The sequence below is a fragment of the Bacillus sp. FSL K6-2861 genome, assembly GCF_038630725.1.
GTDB classification, from domain to species: domain Bacteria; phylum Bacillota; class Bacilli; order Bacillales; family Bacillaceae; genus Bacillus; species Bacillus velezensis.
In genome coordinates, this window is sequence record NZ_CP152037.1 from 714,328 (window position 1) to 729,583 (window position 15,256).

Sequence of the window (15,256 nt, forward strand, 5' to 3'; positions counted from 1 at the left end):
GGTGAAAGGTAATGGCGATCGATACTACAGAAACAGGTTTTGAGACAAATATCGAATTAGCATTAATCGCGAATGGCTATAAAAAGCGTGTGTTAGAAGGTGAGGCAAGTAGTTCTTTCAAGCAGCATGCGATTGATGTTGAAGAGCTATTTGCATTTTTAGAAGATACGCAGGAAAAGCGGATGCGTACGTTAGAGATATCGTATGGTCCTACTTATAAAGAACAAGTGTTAAAGCGCATTAAAGATCAGCTACATAAACAAGGTTTGATTGAATGTTTACGTAAAGGGATTAAAGATCGTGGTGTCACATTACAACTTGCGTATAACCAGCCACCCACCGATATGAACAAAACATTAAATGAACAGTATGGGAAAAACCGTTTTAATGTTTCTCGCCAAGTGTTTTACAGTGATAAGCATAACAATAGCTTAGATATGGTGCTGTTTTTAAACGGTTTACCACTTGTAGTGATGGAGCTGAAAAATCCATTAACAAATCAAACAGTTGAAGATGCGATGAAACAATTAAAGAATGATCGCGATCCACGTGAGCAGCTATTTAAATTTAATGAGCGTGTTGCTGTCTACTTTGCCGTTGACCCAGATGAAGTGTTTATGACAACAAAGCTTGATAAGAGCAAAACGTACTTCCTTCCATTTAACAAAGGCAATAATGGTGGGAAAGGCAATCCGTTAACTTACGGTGACAACTATCGAACTCATTATTTATGGGAAGACATTTTAGCTCCTGATAGCTTACTCGATATTATATATCGCTTCATCTTTATTAAGAAAGACGACATTAAAGATTCAAACGGTGAAACAATAGGTGAGCGTCAAATGCTCATTTTTCCTCGTTTCCATCAGCTTGATGTTGTACGTAAGTTAGAAGCAGATGTAGCACAAAAGCTTGTCGGTCAAAATTATTTAATCCAGCACTCTGCGGGATCTGGTAAGACGAATTCAATTTCATGGCTTGCACACCGTTTAGCAAAGCTACATAACGAGCAAAATGAATCGATCTTTAGTAGTGTGATTGTGATTACCGATCGTCGAGTGTTAGATAAGCAATTGCAAGATGCAGTGTATCAATTAGAGCATAAAGCAGGAATGGTCGAGCCCGTCGATAAAAACTCAGAGCAATTAGCACGTGCTATTAATAGTGAAACACGTATTATTATTACAACGCTTCAAAAATTCCCGTTCATTTTGGAAAAGGTAGCGGGCTTAAAGCGAAAAAAATATGCAGTTATTATCGATGAAGCGCACTCATCTCAAGGTGGTAAAGCATCTACTGCCTTAACAAATGTTCTATCAGATAAGACGTTAGAAGCAGCATATGAGGAAGACCGGATTGCCGAAGAAAACTTAGTTGATGTAGACGAGAAAATTGTAGAAGCCATTTTGAAAAGTGGGAAACAGGATAACGTATCGTTTTTTGCATTTACAGCGACTCCCAAGCCCAAGACGTTAGAAAAGTTTGGTACGGTTGGTATTGATGGTAAGCCAGAGGCCTTTCATCAATACACAATGCGACAAGCAATTGAAGAAGGTTTTATTTTAGATGTCCTTGAAAACTATACGACTTATAAAACATTCTGGAAAATTGCAAAGACAGTTGAAGATGATCCGGAGGTATCAAAAAAACAAGCTACGAAAAAGCTAGCACAATACGTATCACTTCATCCACATAGCATTGCACAAAAAACAGAAATTATTATCGAGCATTATCGCAATTTCGTACAGCGCAAAATTGGCGGCCGTGCAAAGGCAATGGTGGTAACAGCGAGCCGTTTACATGCAGTACGTTATAAAATTGCTTTTGATAAGTATATTCATGAAAAGGGATATAACGATTTAAAAACAGTTGTGGCGTACTCAGGTACTGTAAAAGACGGTGGAATAGATTATACGGAGCCGGACATGAACAGTTTCTCTGAAAAAGAGCTACCTGATAAATTCAATTCAGATGAATTTAAGGTATTGCTTGTAGCTGAGAAATATCAAACGGGATTTGATGAACCACTGTTGCATACGATGTATGTAGATAAGCCATTAAGTGGTATTAAAGCGGTGCAAACTCTATCTCGTTTAAATCGTACTTGCCCAGGTAAAGAGGACACATTCGTACTCGATTTTGTAAATGAACCAGAGGTTATGAAAGCTTCGTTTCAACCATATTACGAATCAACAAGCTTATCTGAAATTACGGACCCAAATATCCTTTATGATATGCAGGCTGACATCGAGCCTCATCAAGTATTTAAGGAAGATGAGGTACAAAGGGTTAATGAACTTGAAGTAACAGACGGCGTGAAAAAGTCAACTAAGGCGCAAACAGAGTTAAATGCAATTCTTGACAAAGGTGTAGAGCGATATAAAAAGCTTTCAGAAGAAGAACAGTTTGATTTTAAACAAGCTGCAACAAAATTTATTCGTACGTATAGTTTCGTGCTACAAGTTGTAACGTTTATTGATCTAAGCTTACACAAACAATATATTTATTTAACATACTTGTTGCGCAAACTACCTCGTACAACTGGTGATAAGGACGTTTATTTAGCTGATGATATCGCACTTGAATACTATCGCAATCAAAAGGTATTCGAAGGAAGCATCGAGCTGGAAAAAACGGGAGGCATTGAACTTGATCCACAGAAGCATGGTGCTGGTGGTGTAGCTGAAGATGAGAAGGTGCGATTATCAAGCGTGTTAGAAAAGTTAAATGAGCGCTTTGGTACACAATTTACAGAAACAGATTTTCTTTCTCGTGAACAAGTGAAAGAGGACATGTTGAATGATGATGATCTCCGTCAGAAAGCGAAAAACAATACAAAAGAAAACTTCAAATTTGCTTTCGAAAAAACATTTATGAATTTTGTTATCGACAGAATGAGTAGCAACCAGGAGTTCTTTATGAGAATTTTAGAGAACGATGAGTTTAAGGCTTATATTATGGAAGATATGATGAATGAAGTTTACGGAGAAGTGAATGGTTAGCTTTTTAATTTGGACGGAGTTATGATTTTAATCTTTTAAGGTTAGTCTTGGCTCCGTTACTTATATTATTTACAGAAAGGAAGTTTTTATTGACGCATTATTACGATCCTAATAAGGTTGATATTTCGTCTATTACTATTGATGATAGGCAAAATATTATACCGGGTGTAAATTTAAGATATAGCTTATCAATTCCTTTTAAAAATCGAATGGAAGGTATTATCGTTACAGTAATATTAATGAATCCATCGGAAGCTGATTCAAATATTTCAGATAGAACTGTAAATAAATTAATTGATTTTTTCTATTGTTATACCCATGAGAAAATTCAAGTGAAAAAACTTTACGCAGGAAATGTTATACCTATCTATGCTCCAAATCCAGCAGACACCTCAGCAAAATTGAAAAGTATTCACGGTGCAAATCTATTAAATCATGTTCAAAAGAATAATATTAATACAGTTAGTTCAATGATAAATGATTCAGATATAGTTGTCCTTGCATGGGGGAAACCAAATGTGAAAACTGTACACAACCTTTATTACTATTCTCAAGTATATAAAATCATAGAGGTAATTTCGAATACTGATAAAGATATTTTTGTATTTAATATGGGAAATACAAACACAATCTTAACAGAACATGGCGACCCGAGACATGCTGGACGGTCAGCAACTTTAATTGATTTAATCAAAATAGATATTAATGAATTATTGGGGTTAGTGTGAAGGAGGGGAATCCGTGGATACAATCGAAAAGATTTTAGTATCAAAAATAGCCCAGCAGAGAAGGGCTGAGCTATTAAATAGATTATTCTTCTTCCGAATTGAGATAGCGTTCCAAGAAATCCCTGTTTTTCTTACCAGTAGGAACCATACCTAAGTGTTTATATTCCCAAACAACTTGACGTTGAGTACCGCTTAATTCTGATGAAATAACATCTTCATAATCATAGTCGATTGAAAATTTTCCAGTATGCTCTAGCTTGAGTGTAAAGTTAGCCCACACATCTGAGTTATTCGCTTTCCATTCATCTCTTAGTTCATCAAATACATCTTGTAGTTCGATTAACAAGTCATCATAAATATTTTTTGCATTAAAGAAAAAGTATAATTTTCTAGAGTCAGCTAAAATCTTTGCATATAGAGAAACTTTATTCCATTATGCTGGAATCAGTTCATAAATTTGTTCCGCTAGCTCTCGATATAATTTACTACTCTTTTATTTTTCAATCTCTTTTAATCTCGCGACTTTATCATCTCTATCCCATTTGAGAGTTGCTATATCAGTTTAATGGTTTGATAGACTACTTATCTTTATAGTTAAGAACAATTCTTACGACTTGCTCCGCTGTGTAATTTTCATTGCTCCAGAATATTAAATCGCTTGGTGCCAGATGAGGTACATTTTTCTCTAATAAAGCAAGATATTCACTGACTTTCTCATCATCTAATGGTGGGTTCATTATTTCCTTTACAAGAGAGATTAATTCTTCTTTTGTCAGAATATCCATTTTTATACTCCCTTTAGAGAATAATTCGTTTATGACATTTGGATATTCTCTTATTTAATACAGCATTACCATGTTATTATAAAAATTAAATTGGATTTTCAGGATATTCTTCTAAATATTTTTTAATTAATTTTTGTAATGATAGATCCTTAGGTTCTTCCCCTAAATATTTAAATTTCCAGATGATAAGCTGATCACTGAAACTATAATCTGTCTTAAACCAATCTGTATAATCAAAGTTGACAGTTAATTTTCCTGATCGTTCTAGGCTAAGAGTGAAGGAGTAAAAGAATTCTTGATCATGATCTTTGAAAACATCTCTCATTTTTTCGCTTAGTTTAAATAATTCCATCTCATTCTGATCGAATTCATTTTCGTCAATATCAAATTCAAAAGGAATTTCAAGACTGTACTTAAAATGAATAGGTTCATTTTGAGAATTATAAAAAAAGTAAGTGCCTCCGCCTGTCTCTGAAACCTGAGCATAGAACAAAAATTTCTCCCATGGTTCTGGTATCATTTCGTTAACGGTTTCAGCTATGCTTCTATATAATGCATTTAATTCATTTTCCAACAAGAATCAGCCTCCAGCATTATAATTGGTAATTTGTAAGGATCATTTGTATCAAAAAAACCCCCCAATAAAGGAGGGGGAATTTTAATTTTGAGAATTTAGATACTGTTCTAAAAAGGATTTTAAAGGTTTACTCTTAGGATAAATTCCTACATTTTTATAAGTCCAGATTGTTTGTCTTTGAGAGATGGTATATGGAGATTGAATAACGTCTTCATAATTATAATCTATCGAGAATTCTCCGCTTATCGCCAGATTAAGTGTTAAATTAGTCCATATATCTTGATTGTTTTCTTTAAATTCATCTCGTAATTCCTCGAATAAGTCATGCAAGTCAAATAGTAGCTCCTCATAAATCTCCTCACTGACATGATAGTGTTCAGGAATATTATGAGAATAGATATAATCCTCACTTTGCGGAGGATTGAAATAAAAGAAAACTTCAGAAGAATCGTCGAGTATTTCTGCATAAAGAATGACCTTTTCCCATTCAGAAGGAATGATTTCGTTAATGCCTTCTACTATCTGTTGATATAATTCACCCATTTTTTCTGTTTCCATGCTAACCTCCAGTTCAAATTTATAGATTTAGGTAGCTAATTAAAAATTCTTGGTCTTCCTCGTCTTCAGGCAAAATTCCAAGAGTTTTGTACTCCCATAATGCAATTCTTTGATACCCAGCTAACTCAGATGCCAAAATATCATCATCATTATAATCAAGTTGGAATTGACCGTTGCTCTCCAATGTCAATGTAAGGTTCGTCCAAACCTGATCATTATTATTTTTGTGCTCAGCTCGTAATTCCTCAAAAACTTCACGGATTTCTCTTAATAAAGTTTTGAAGATATCTTTACTTACACTGTATCGGACTGGTAGATCTTGCGAATAAATCAGCTGACGTTTTCTGGTGTCTTTAAGTGAAAGAGAACCATGGTAGAGTCATCTAATACTTCTGCATAAAGATATATTTTTGTCCATTCACAAGGTATGATGTCATTTAATTTCTCACAAATAATCTGGTACAATTTTTGCGTTTTTTTAGTTTCCAACCTTTTTCACCTTCAATCGTCGAGAGATCCTAGTTATAAAAAATAGCCCAGCAGTAAAGCGCTGAGCCATTATTGATTTATAGACCGAAGTAGCTTATTACAAATTCTTTATCGTCCTCATCTTCAGGCAAAATCCCCAAGTTTTGATATTCCCATACCACTTGCCGTTGTGTTCCGTTTAAGTCTGAGGCGATGACATCGGTGTAATCGTAGTCAATTGAGAATTTGCCGCTTCGTTTGAGATGTAAAGTGAGGTTTGTCCATAAGTCCTCGTTGTTTGTTTTAAATTCATCCCGTAACTCTTCAAAGTAATCATGCAATTCATATAGAAGTTCGTCATATATATCTTCATCAACATTAAAATGTTCAGGAATATCGTGTGAATATATATATTCCTGATTTTGTGGAGTAGTAAAGAAGAAGTAAACTTCTGAAGAATCATCTAAAATTTCGGCATAAAGAGCAACCTTCCCCCACTCAGAGGGGATAATTTCATTTATTTGCTCAGCGATTTTTTGATATAGTACTCCCATCTTTTCAGTTTCCACAATATCAGAATCCTTTTTAATTTTTTTAGCCGTTTGAAAGCTTATTATATGTTTAGATACTCTTCTATGAGTTTTCTATCTTTCTCATCAGCTGGCAGTATGCCAAGCTTTTGATATTTCCAAACATCTCGTCTTTGAAGATCATCAAGTTCAGAGGATAAAACATCATCATCAATATAATCAATCGAAAACTTTCCGGTGTTTTCTAATTTTAAAGTGAGATTAGTCCAAATATCTTGGTTGCCTAGTTTAAATTCTTCTTTTAGTTCTTCAAATAGCTCTTGAAGTTCAATCAGCAGTTGATCGTAAATCTCTTCGCTTACATCAAAGTGTTCAGGTATATAATGAGAAAATAAATAATTACTGTTATTTGGTGTTGTAAAATAAAAGTATATATCCGCTGAGTCATCAAGTATTTCAGCATATAAAACGATCTTTTCCCATTGAGATGGAATCATTTCATTTAGATGTTCAGCAATCTTTTGATAGTTCACCCATTTTTTCATTGTTCATTTAGATATTGTTCAAGGAACTTTCTGCTACTCTCGCTTATTGGCGTAATTCCCAAGTGCTTATATTCCCAAATGACTTGTCGCTCAGTATCAGTATATTTTGAAGCGAGTACATCTTCATAATCATAATCAATTGAGAATTCACCGTTTCTATCTAAATTTAGTGTGAGGTTAGTCCAAATATCTGAGGATTGCTTTTTAAATTCATCCCTTAATTCATCAAATAAATCTTGAAGGTCTAGTAGCATATTTTTGTAAATTCGATTACTTACTTGAAAATGTTCTGGAATATCGTGTGAATAAATATATTCTTCGTCTTCATGTGTGTTAAAGAAAAAATAAACTTCTCTGGAGTCATCTAAAATTTCGGCGTATAGAGTAACCCTCATCCATTCGGAGGGAATCATATCATTTATTTTTTCAGCAATCTTTTGATATAGTTGTTCCATTTTAGTAGTTTCCATTTTTCAGCCTCCAATTTGGTTTCTAATTGTTATGCTCTTTGTTCTTTCTTCTCCAATTTTATATGTTATATCAAATAAAGTGGGTCTTAACGAATCGCTCTCATACACATTTTCAATTGTGACCGTAACCTTTTTTGGAGGTTCTTCTTTAAGCGCCTGCGACCATGCTTGTTCTAACTTATACCATTTCCCGCCGCTCCTATTAATCTGAGAGTTCATCGGCACGATGTTGTCGAACTGGCCTGAGCCTTTGAATTGGGTGGCGATTAGGTGGCCTCCGTCGTCATCTGTCAGACGGTCTGGTTTACCTGCTTTTGACTGCGCATATTGGTTGCGTTTTGCTTCTCCCAGCTGCAAGTCTGCTTTGACACTTGTAATTCTACCATAGTTGTCAGTGGTGTACGTGTAGCCTTCTTTTGTTTTGTAGATGACATTCGGCTTCAATACTTTCTTTCTGGTCCATTTCGCAAAATGCTCGCCGTATTTGACTGTTACCGGCGGTACATGCGGTGCCGGTGTCCGTCTGCCGCTTGCGGAGGTTCCGTACGGTTTCGGCAGGATGACCTTGGCGAATTTCTGAAGTCCTTCTTTAAGTGTGACCCCGTTGACTGCGTTGTAAGGAACGCCTGCCGGCACTAAGTCGTGACGCGGATGATACGGGAGAATATCAGCCAGGGTGAGATCTCCGATTTGATTTAACTTGGTTTTGACACGTTTTTTTGCTACTTCCATGCCTGTGTTTACTTTTTGTTTGATGTGATCAACGGTTTGTTTTGAGACCGTTATCGCTTTTTGTGCTGTGGCGGATTTGCTTGCTGCTGTTTTGACTTTGGTCGTCACTTTGGCGGCTGTGCCTGTTTTTGAGACGGCGCCGACGCCTTTTGTGCCGACGACTGATGTCACAACGGTGCCCACTGCATATGACACCCATCTTGCTCTGGAGTAGGTGTCGCCATTCACCATGTCTTTTTGGTACGATTCTTCGATTGCCGCTGAAATGGCTTCATACGTTTTGATCGGGTGAGCCACCGCTCCTGTAATGGCTTCAACCGTTCCGCCCGGATCTGTGACCATATCCCACAGGCCTGTGACCGCGTCTTTTCCGGAATCATAAAGGCCGACGGCAACGCCTTTGAAACCGTCTGTAAGTTCACGCGTGTTTTCAATTTGAGTGAAGTAGCGCTGCTGTTCTTTTGTCAGGTTTTTATAGCCGATTGTTTTGGCCATTGAGTAGAATTCATCGGCATTCGCATAATCGTAGTTTTTCAGTCTTTCTTTCAGTTTTTCAATCTCTCGCTCTTTCGCCTCTTCCTTCTTAATCGTCAAATAAGCATCCGAATGTCTTGCGATATCGCCTTTTTTCTTATGGATGTCGCTTTCTCGGTACGCTTTGGCATTGTAGTGAAGCGGCGTGGCGCTTTTTCCTTTGCCTGTTGCGTTTTGAAGCTGCTGGAAATCTGCTTGGATAAAATGTTCATTTGCTTCGGTTTCTGCGTATTCTTTCGTTAGATCGTGATCAAGCTTGCCGAGTTTATGTATGGTTTCGCTTCTTTTTTTGTCAGCTGAAGAAAGCTTCTGATCTGTGCTTTCCGTTGAAAATAGATCAAGCGAGATGATGTCTTCGATCTCTCCGAGGATGGAGCGCATGTCCTTTTTCTGCTCTTCCATAATTGCCTTTGATTTACTGAGGGCGTGGGTGAGCTCGTGCTCCAGAAATGATTCCTCCACATGTGAATTGGAAAGTCCGGCGTCTTCGACCTTGCCGGGAAGGCTTGTGAGAAATGCGATTTTCATGTCGATCAGATCAAGCCAGCTGTCTGTGACGCCGGCGTGGTCCTTAAAAAAAGCTTTGATGTTATTTGCGCCCCGGCCTGAGAAGTCGCTGTCACCGAGATCAGCCATACCTTGAAACGCTTTTTTCAGATTAACCATTTGACCGCGCAGTTTTTTGTATTCACCCGCGCGCTGTTTGGCGGCGGCCAGCAGGGTGTTTGCTTCGAAAACTTTCATGATCATATCCTTTCTTTTGTTCGATATCAAAATTTTACCACGTGAGTCAGGATATACAGTGTAGGAAATAGGTAATAAGAATAAAATGAATCTTTTGGCTTGCGACTTCCTTCCTGTATGAAGGGAGGCTTTTTATGTTTTGTATAATAACCCTCACATTCGGCTTACTGTTTTAAGCGTGCCTGTTTTTTCTAATGTCTTACACTCGAAACAACCCAACCGCTGAGGTATAATAGAAGCAGAGTATTTATCATACAGATTCAATTCGTGAAAGAGAGTGGAACAAAATGGGCCGTAAGTGGAACAATATTAAAGAAAAGAAAGCATCAAAGGACGCAAATACGAGCCGGATTTACGCGAAGTTCGGCCGTGAGATTTATGTGGCGGCAAAACAAGGCGAGCCAGATCCGGAATCGAACCAGGCGTTAAAAGTGGTGCTTGAGCGTGCGAAGACGTACAGTGTGCCGAAAAATATTATTGAGCGTGCGATTGAAAAGGCGAAAGGCGGCGCGGAGGAGAACTTTGACGAGTTGCGTTACGAAGGTTTCGGGCCGAACGGTTCAATGATCATCGTTGATGCGTTAACGAATAATGTAAACCGCACGGCGCCTGAAGTGCGCGCCGCATTCGGGAAAAACGGCGGAAATATGGGTGTGAGCGGGTCTGTCGCTTACATGTTTGATGCGACCGCCGTTATCGGCGTTGAAGGCAAGACGGCGGATGAAGCGCTGGAATTGCTGATGGAAGCTGATGTGGACGTGCGCGATATTTTAGAAGAGGATGACAGTGTTATCGTGTATGCCGAGCCTGATCAATTCCATGCCGTACAGGAGGCATTCAAAAATGCCGGCGTTGAAGAGTTCACGGTTGCGGAGCTGACGATGCTTGCGCAAAATGAAGTCGAGCTCCCGGAAGATGCGAAAGCTCAATTTGAAAAGCTGATCGATGTGCTGGAAGACCTCGAAGACGTACAGCAGGTTTATCACAATGTAGATTTAGGCGAATAAAGACAAAAAGGCCGGGGCGGCATAAGTTCCGGCCTTTTTATTTTGCTTATGCGGTCGGCCTGTATCGTATTTCTCCGTAAGCAATTATTGATTATTTCGCCAAAACTGGGCGGATGCCCATACGTTTCCTTCCGCATGTCATAAACTGGACTGTAACCTATGTGAAGGAGCGATAAATCATGAATGAAAGAAGACCGATTTACGGCGGCGGCTATGGCGGCGGCTATGGAGGCTACGGAGGCTACCCGGGGTACGGTTTTGGCGGCTACGGAGGCTACGGTGGCTACGGCGGCTTCGGAGGATATCCGGGATACGGTTTCGGCGGCGGCTATGGCTACCCGGGGTACGGTTTTGGCGGCTACGGCGGCTACGGCGGCTACGGAGGATATCCGGGGTACGGTTTTGGCGGCTATGGCGGCTACGGCGGCTACCCGTTCTATCATCATCATCATCATCATCGGGACAGCCAATATATCTGACCATTCGGGAAAAGCACTCTTGGAACAGCAAGAGTGCTCTTCTCATGTTCTTGCAGCTGTGTTACGATTGGAGCAAAATCATCAAGTACATAGGACTTTTCTGTAAATCATGAGCAAGTTGTTTATAAACTGAAAAGCATGATCTGTAAAAATCTCTTTATCGGGAGGTTTTCCATGTGAGAAGTGAAGGCGAAATGATGAAATTGATTCTTGATATTGCGATGAAGGACGAGAGAATCCGTCTTGTCACTTTAGAGGGATCAAGAACCAATAAAAATGTACCGAGAGACAAATTTCAAGACTATGATATTTCTTATTTTGTGACCGATATGGACTCTTTCACATCTGACGAAAGCTGGCTGGATCAGTTTGGCGAAAGAATGATGATGCAAAAACCTGAAGATATGGAACTTTTCCCTCCGGAACTCGGAGACTGGTTCTCCTATCTAATGCTTTTTAAAGATCATCATAAAATCGACTTAACTTTGATCCCTCTGAGTCAAACAGAGGCTTATTTTACACAGAGTGATGGTTTGGCGGAAATATTATTAGACAAGGATCACCGAATCAACAGTAAGATTATTGCGAGTGATGAACAATATCATATAAAGAAACCGACCCCCAGAGAGTTTGATGATTGCTGCAATGAATTTTGGATGGTTTCAACCTATGTTATTAAAGGATTAATGCGTAAAGAAATACTGTTTGCGCTGGATCATATGAATGACATTTTAAGGCCTAATGTTTTGCGTATGATTGCGTGGAATATCGGGATAGAGAATCAGTTTTCATTAAGTGTAGGGAAGAATTATAAGTATATTCAACATTACATGAATGCGAAAGATTGGGAAATTCTGCTGAATACTTATGTCGGCAATACTTATGAAGGCGTGTGGAAGGCATTGTTTGACTGCCAGGGTCTCTTTAGAGCATATTCAAAGTCAGTGGCTGTTTTATTGAGATATGAATATCCTGAATATGATCAACAAATTACGGAATATACATTGAAACATTATCAGCGCTTTCAATCAGATTTTTCATTATGATTTTTTTACTTCAAATTCCAGATGAGTTACATTGAGTCCGTTTTTAACGGGCTTTTTTATTTTCTTACAGGGCATAAATGCCGATACGGATTCATACCTATTAAGGTCATGTGTTTAGGAAAGGAGGATCGTAATGAAAGAAAATCAGCCGTTTACACCGGTCAAATCCTATAAACCCTTCCACAGCCGGTTTGATCCCTGCCCGCCGATCGGGAGAAAATACTTCAGAACGCCGCCGCATCTTTATATGCGGTTTCAGCCGTATCACTTAGAGCAGTTTTCTCCGATGGAGGCATTGAGAAAAGGGACCCTTTGGAAGGATCTTTACGATTTCTATGATAATCCTTATCGGGGGGGAATCGATTATGGCGAAAAAGATTGATGATGAATATTATCGGCTGCTGGAGCAAATCCAGGCGGCGGACTTTGTCTTGGTGGAGCTGACGCTTTATCTGGATACGCATCCCCATGACCGTCTCGCGCTTCAGCAGTTTCATGAATATTCCCGGTACTCAAGACAGCTGAGAAAGCGGTTTGAGCCTGAGTACGGACCGCTTCTGCAATTCGGCGTGAGTCAGGTCGGCGCTCAATGGGACTGGGGCCGCGGTCCTTGGCCATGGCAAGTATAAGGAGGGATCTGTAAATGTGGGTATATGAAAAAAAGCTGCAGTATCCGGTTAAAGTCAGTACATGCAACCCGATGCTGGCTAAGTTTCTCATTGAACAATACGGCGGGGCGGACGGCGAATTGGCCGCAGCGCTCCGGTACTTAAACCAGCGCTACACGATTCCTGACAAGGTGATCGGCCTGCTGACGGATATCGGCACGGAGGAGTTTGCGCATTTAGAAATGATTGCGACGATGATTTATAAGCTGACAAAAGATGCGACCCCGGAGCAGCTGCGTGATGCAGGGCTCAGTGATCATTACGTCAACCATGACAGCGCGCTGTTTTATCACAATGCGGCCGGAGTTCCGTTCACAGCGTCTTACATACAGGCGAAGGGAGATCCGATCGCTGATTTATATGAGGATATTGCGGCTGAAGAAAAGGCGAGAGCGACGTATCAATGGATTATTGATATTTCCGATGATCCTGACCTGAATGATTCACTCCGTTTTCTGCGTGAGCGTGAAATCGTCCACTCTATGCGTTTCAGGGAAGCGGTTGAGATTTTAAAAGAAGAACGTGATAAGAAGAAAATTTTTTAAACGGCCCTCAAACATGACGGCTGTTTTTTTTCTTTCTGCGTTTGGTCTATAATGAAGGTGTCGAATATTCTGATTACAGGAGGCTTTTATGACACCATTTACGATCACGGAGGAGAAGGCGGGGGCATTCCGGGTCACCTCCGCCCGGAAAGATGATGCAAAAGAGGTCATGGATCTGCTCGTGCAAGCGGCAGAATGGCTTCGAGATAAAGGGTCGAACCAGTGGAGCGGCCTTCTGCAAGGGGAAGATACCCACAATATGCGGGAGGCGATCGCCCAAGGGTATGTTTTTTTATTCAGGCAGAATGAAGAGCTGGCCGGCGTCGTCATGCTGCTTCCCGAAGCAAGCGGGTGGGACAGACGTCTTTGGGGCGATGAGGGACATGAGGAGTCCGTATATCTCCACCGGCTGGCGATTAACAGGCGGTTTGCAGGGGCGGGGCTCGGCCGGACAATCATGACTTGGGCGGAGACGGGTGTGTCTTGTCCGGGAAAAACGAAAATCCGGCTCGATTGCGTGTCCGAAAACAAGGCGCTTCAGTCGTTTTACAGCGGAATGGGGTACGAATCAAAAGGACCCGCGCCGGGTTATCATTTGTTTGAAAAAAAGGTGAGCAAATAAAAAGCTACTCATGACGGAGGTGCAAAAGACATGGGGTTTTTTTTTCTGATCTGTCTGGCCGCATTTTGTCTTAACTTTGCCGTATCGGCTGTGCTCCGCAAGAAATGGCCGAAAAAGATGTGGCCTGAGTGCCTTTTGGCGGTGCTGGGCCTGACTGCTTTCGGTACGGTTGTTTACAGCATTTTCGGTGTCGGCGGCTGGGAAGGAATGGGCTTGGGGCTTGCCGCGATGTTTGCGGGTTCCGGAGCGGCCGCCGGTTATGCCGCTGAGGTGTGCTTACGGGTCGTCAGATCGAATCAAAAACAGTAAGCAGAAGTGAAAAAACGCGGCCACGGCTGCGTTTTTTTGTGTGTTGCCGGCCGCTGTATAGAAAACAGGCGAATGTCCATAATGGTAATGACTTTTAAGAAGAAGGTGCGAATATGGGACATTTACTTACAGTGGCTTGGGAGTTAGTATGCGGTTTGGGTATTTTATTTGTGATTTTAAAATTGCTTGGAAAAACTCAATTCTCGCAAATTACGCCGTTTGATTTTATTTCCGCGCTCATCCTCGGCGAACTGGTCGGAAATGCGGTGTATGATAAAGGCGTCAGGATTTTTGAAATCATTTTTGCCTCTCTGTTATGGGGGGGTTTAATTTATCTCATCGAACTGATTACGCAGAAAGTAAAAAGCTCCAGAAAGCTGTTGGAAGGCGAGCCGAGTATTATCATCCATAAAGGAAAACTGAAATATGGTGTGCTGAAAAAGAATAAGCTGGACATTAATCAATTGCAAAGCCTTCTCAGACAGGCGAATTGCTTTTCCATACAGGAAGCGGAGTACGCGATTTTAGAAACAAACGGGATGGTCAGCGTCCTGCCGAAATTTCAATATGACACGACGAAAAACGGCGACATGCAAATAAAGCCGAAGCAGGTCTCTTTGCCGGTCACGCTGATTATTGACGGCGAAGTGCTGTATGAAAATCTGAAAGAAGCCGGGCTGGAAGAAAAGCAGCTGAATCAGGAGCTGAAAAAGCTGAACATCAAAAAAACGGAGGACGTGCTGTATGCGGAATGGAAGCCCGATAAACCGCTGTTTGTCCTGCCGTATGAGGAGAAAAAATAAAAAGAGCATTGCCCTGGGGAACTGACCCCATAATATGAGACAAACAAAAAACACCTTCAAGTTTGAAAACGGACCGTTGTTATCCGAAATAAAACTTGGAGGTG

General features: G+C 40.3%; 17 protein-coding genes and 3 pseudogenes. 11 read left to right on the forward strand and 9 right to left on the reverse strand.

The features are described 5' to 3' along the window. Window positions 1-11 precede the first annotated feature (11 nt). Together NYE62_RS03525 and NYE62_RS03530 are read left to right on the forward strand one after the other, a co-directional pair. Window positions 12-3,002: a type I restriction endonuclease gene (locus NYE62_RS03525; protein WP_095061192.1), complete on the forward strand. Its 2,991-nt coding sequence runs from the start codon at window positions 12-14 to the stop codon at window positions 3,000-3,002. Between the two features lie 89 nt (window positions 3,003-3,091). Next, window positions 3,092-3,730: a DUF1643 domain-containing protein gene (locus tag NYE62_RS03530; RefSeq protein WP_095061190.1), complete on the forward strand. Its 639-nt coding sequence runs from the start codon at window positions 3,092-3,094 to the stop codon at window positions 3,728-3,730. Window positions 3,731-3,812: 82 nt separating this feature from the next. Here the strand turns inward: NYE62_RS03530 and NYE62_RS03535 are convergent. The 9 genes and pseudogenes from NYE62_RS03535 to NYE62_RS03575 all read right to left on the reverse strand — a co-directional run bounded on the left by NYE62_RS03535 (window position 3,813) and on the right by NYE62_RS03575 (window position 9,673). Beyond that, a pseudogene (locus tag NYE62_RS03535) lies at window positions 3,813-4,187 on the reverse strand (immunity protein YezG family protein). Window positions 4,188-4,308: 121 nt separating this feature from the next. Beyond that, a complete protein-coding gene (locus NYE62_RS03540) occupies window positions 4,309-4,515 on the reverse strand; it encodes a hypothetical protein (RefSeq protein WP_342497244.1) in 207 nt (68 codons plus the stop codon). 85 nt (window positions 4,516-4,600) lie between these two features. Then, window positions 4,601-5,089, reverse strand: a complete 489-nt coding sequence (locus NYE62_RS03545; RefSeq protein ID WP_342497245.1) for an immunity protein YezG family protein — start codon at window positions 5,087-5,089, stop codon at window positions 4,601-4,603. Window positions 5,090-5,173: 84 nt separating this feature from the next. Next, window positions 5,174-5,650 carry an antitoxin YezG family protein gene (locus tag NYE62_RS03550; RefSeq protein WP_342497246.1) on the reverse strand — a complete coding sequence of 159 codons (477 nt, stop codon included), beginning with the start codon at window positions 5,648-5,650 and terminating at the stop codon, window positions 5,174-5,176. A gap of 19 nt (window positions 5,651-5,669) precedes the next feature. Continuing rightward, a pseudogene (locus NYE62_RS03555) lies at window positions 5,670-6,115 on the reverse strand (TIGR01741 family protein). A 101-nt stretch (window positions 6,116-6,216) separates the two neighbouring features. Then, entirely contained in the window at window positions 6,217-6,687 is a 471-nt protein-coding gene (locus NYE62_RS03560) for an antitoxin YezG family protein (protein WP_251257706.1), read from the reverse strand. Window positions 6,688-6,731: 44 nt separating this feature from the next. After that, window positions 6,732-7,200: pseudogene (locus NYE62_RS03565) on the reverse strand (immunity protein YezG family protein). Beyond that, window positions 7,190-7,663: an antitoxin YezG family protein gene (locus NYE62_RS03570; protein WP_032871739.1), complete on the reverse strand. Its 474-nt coding sequence runs from the start codon at window positions 7,661-7,663 to the stop codon at window positions 7,190-7,192. Before NYE62_RS03570 ends, NYE62_RS03565 begins: the two are co-directional and overlap by 11 nt. Window positions 7,664-7,666: 3 nt before the next feature. Then, window positions 7,667-9,673 (reverse strand): T7SS effector LXG polymorphic toxin, encoded by a 2,007-nt coding sequence (locus NYE62_RS03575; RefSeq protein ID WP_342497247.1) that lies wholly within the window; start codon window positions 9,671-9,673, stop codon window positions 7,667-7,669. Between the two features lie 287 nt (window positions 9,674-9,960). On the opposite strand from NYE62_RS03575, the gene NYE62_RS03580 reads away from it, so the two are divergent. From NYE62_RS03580 to NYE62_RS03620, 9 genes are all read left to right on the forward strand, one after another. Beyond that, window positions 9,961-10,680: a YebC/PmpR family DNA-binding transcriptional regulator gene (locus NYE62_RS03580; RefSeq protein ID WP_003155709.1), complete on the forward strand. Its 720-nt coding sequence runs from the start codon at window positions 9,961-9,963 to the stop codon at window positions 10,678-10,680. A 179-nt stretch (window positions 10,681-10,859) separates the two neighbouring features. Continuing rightward, window positions 10,860-11,159 carry a hypothetical protein gene (locus NYE62_RS03585; protein WP_020955471.1) on the forward strand — a complete coding sequence of 100 codons (300 nt, stop codon included), beginning with the start codon at window positions 10,860-10,862 and terminating at the stop codon, window positions 11,157-11,159. Between the two features lie 176 nt (window positions 11,160-11,335). Next, window positions 11,336-12,205, forward strand: a complete 870-nt coding sequence (gene ant(6), locus NYE62_RS03590; protein ID WP_042634942.1) for an aminoglycoside 6-adenylyltransferase — start codon at window positions 11,336-11,338, stop codon at window positions 12,203-12,205. Between the two features lie 133 nt (window positions 12,206-12,338). Continuing rightward, window positions 12,339-12,587, forward strand: a complete 249-nt coding sequence (gene cotJA, locus NYE62_RS03595; protein ID WP_342497248.1) for a spore coat-associated protein CotJA — start codon at window positions 12,339-12,341, stop codon at window positions 12,585-12,587. Next, the gene (gene cotJB, locus NYE62_RS03600; RefSeq protein WP_007408934.1) at window positions 12,571-12,834 is read left to right on the forward strand and encodes a spore coat protein CotJB; all 264 of its coding nucleotides are present in this window, start codon (window positions 12,571-12,573) and stop codon (window positions 12,832-12,834) included. The genes cotJA and cotJB overlap by 17 nt, the downstream gene beginning before the upstream one ends. Window positions 12,835-12,848: 14 nt before the next feature. Further along, entirely contained in the window at window positions 12,849-13,418 is a 570-nt protein-coding gene (cotJC, locus tag NYE62_RS03605) for a spore coat protein CotJC (RefSeq protein WP_003155700.1), read from the forward strand. Between the two features lie 88 nt (window positions 13,419-13,506). Continuing rightward, window positions 13,507-14,040, forward strand: a complete 534-nt coding sequence (locus NYE62_RS03610; RefSeq protein ID WP_007408935.1) for a GNAT family N-acetyltransferase — start codon at window positions 13,507-13,509, stop codon at window positions 14,038-14,040. 30 nt (window positions 14,041-14,070) lie between these two features. After that, the gene (locus NYE62_RS03615; protein ID WP_007408936.1) at window positions 14,071-14,349 is read left to right on the forward strand and encodes a YesK-like family protein; all 279 of its coding nucleotides are present in this window, start codon (window positions 14,071-14,073) and stop codon (window positions 14,347-14,349) included. 113 nt (window positions 14,350-14,462) lie between these two features. After that, a complete protein-coding gene (locus NYE62_RS03620) occupies window positions 14,463-15,152 on the forward strand; it encodes a DUF421 domain-containing protein (RefSeq protein WP_015416992.1) in 690 nt (229 codons plus the stop codon). Window positions 15,153-15,256 lie beyond the last annotated feature (104 nt).

What these genes read in the sequence shown, in the direction of transcription:
- NYE62_RS03540 (WP_342497244.1), bottom strand. Translation starts at nt 4,515, where the DNA reads ATGGATATTCTGACAAAAGAAGAATTAATCTCTCTTGTAAAGGAAATA.
- NYE62_RS03620 (WP_015416992.1), top strand. Translation starts at nt 14,463, where the DNA reads ATGGGACATTTACTTACAGTGGCTTGGGAGTTAGTATGCGGTTTGGGT.
- NYE62_RS03525 (WP_095061192.1), top strand. Translation starts at nt 12, where the DNA reads ATGGCGATCGATACTACAGAAACAGGTTTTGAGACAAATATCGAATTA.
- NYE62_RS03585 (WP_020955471.1), top strand. Translation starts at nt 10,860, where the DNA reads ATGAATGAAAGAAGACCGATTTACGGCGGCGGCTATGGCGGCGGCTAT.
- NYE62_RS03580 (WP_003155709.1), top strand. Translation starts at nt 9,961, where the DNA reads ATGGGCCGTAAGTGGAACAATATTAAAGAAAAGAAAGCATCAAAGGAC.
- cotJB (WP_007408934.1), top strand. Translation starts at nt 12,571, where the DNA reads ATGGCGAAAAAGATTGATGATGAATATTATCGGCTGCTGGAGCAAATC.
- NYE62_RS03610 (WP_007408935.1), top strand. Translation starts at nt 13,507, where the DNA reads ATGACACCATTTACGATCACGGAGGAGAAGGCGGGGGCATTCCGGGTC.
- NYE62_RS03615 (WP_007408936.1), top strand. Translation starts at nt 14,071, where the DNA reads ATGGGGTTTTTTTTTCTGATCTGTCTGGCCGCATTTTGTCTTAACTTT.
- cotJC (WP_003155700.1), top strand. Translation starts at nt 12,849, where the DNA reads ATGTGGGTATATGAAAAAAAGCTGCAGTATCCGGTTAAAGTCAGTACA.
- NYE62_RS03570 (WP_032871739.1), bottom strand. Translation starts at nt 7,663, where the DNA reads ATGGAAACTACTAAAATGGAACAACTATATCAAAAGATTGCTGAAAAA.
- NYE62_RS03575 (WP_342497247.1), bottom strand. Translation starts at nt 9,673, where the DNA reads ATGAAAGTTTTCGAAGCAAACACCCTGCTGGCCGCCGCCAAACAGCGC.
- cotJA (WP_342497248.1), top strand. Translation starts at nt 12,339, where the DNA reads ATGAAAGAAAATCAGCCGTTTACACCGGTCAAATCCTATAAACCCTTC.
- NYE62_RS03550 (WP_342497246.1), bottom strand. Translation starts at nt 5,650, where the DNA reads ATGGAAACAGAAAAAATGGGTGAATTATATCAACAGATAGTAGAAGGC.